Annotated in this window: 1 protein-coding gene; it reads left to right on the top strand. The window is 54.6% G+C overall.

Annotated features, from left to right (window positions below; translation table 11 throughout):
* Positions 1 to 265 (top strand): hemerythrin domain-containing protein (locus tag R7P64_RS24640; protein WP_318124264.1); only part of this gene is annotated, 265 nt, incomplete at its 5' end.
* Positions 266 to 527: the final 262 nt, after the last annotated feature.

Consider the following 527-nt stretch of genomic DNA (forward strand, 5'->3'; position numbering starts at 1 on the left):
GGAGCAGATCCTGTTCCCGATGATCAAACAGGGAATGGGCGCCCAGGCCGGGGGGCCGATCAGCGTGATGGAAAGCGAGCATGATGAAGCGGGCGAACTGCTGGAAGTCATTAAGCACATCACCCACAACGTGACGCCGCCGCCGGAAGCCTGTACCACCTGGAAGGCGATGTATAACGGTATCAACGAGATGATCGACGATCTGATGGAACACATCAGCCTGGAAAACAATGTGTTGTTCCCGCGTGCCCTCGCAGGTGAATAAAAAAAGGCGCCCGAGAGCGCCTTCCTGAAGTTCGAATTCGGCCACTGCTTATGTGGCCTTTTTTGTGTCCGATATGACAACGCTTAACGCATACCCGCCATACGTTTCTTACCGATAAACAACCAGCCCAGACCCAGCGCGATGAACCACAGCGGCGTCACCATCAACGCCTGACGGGTATCATCTTCCAGCGTCAGCAGTACCAGTACGAAGACGAAGAACGCCATACATACCCAGCACATCAGCTTGCCTAACGGCATCT

This window comes from Vibrio sp. 2304 (assembly GCF_033339475.1).
GTDB lineage: Bacteria > Pseudomonadota > Gammaproteobacteria > Enterobacterales > Vibrionaceae > Vibrio > Vibrio alginolyticus.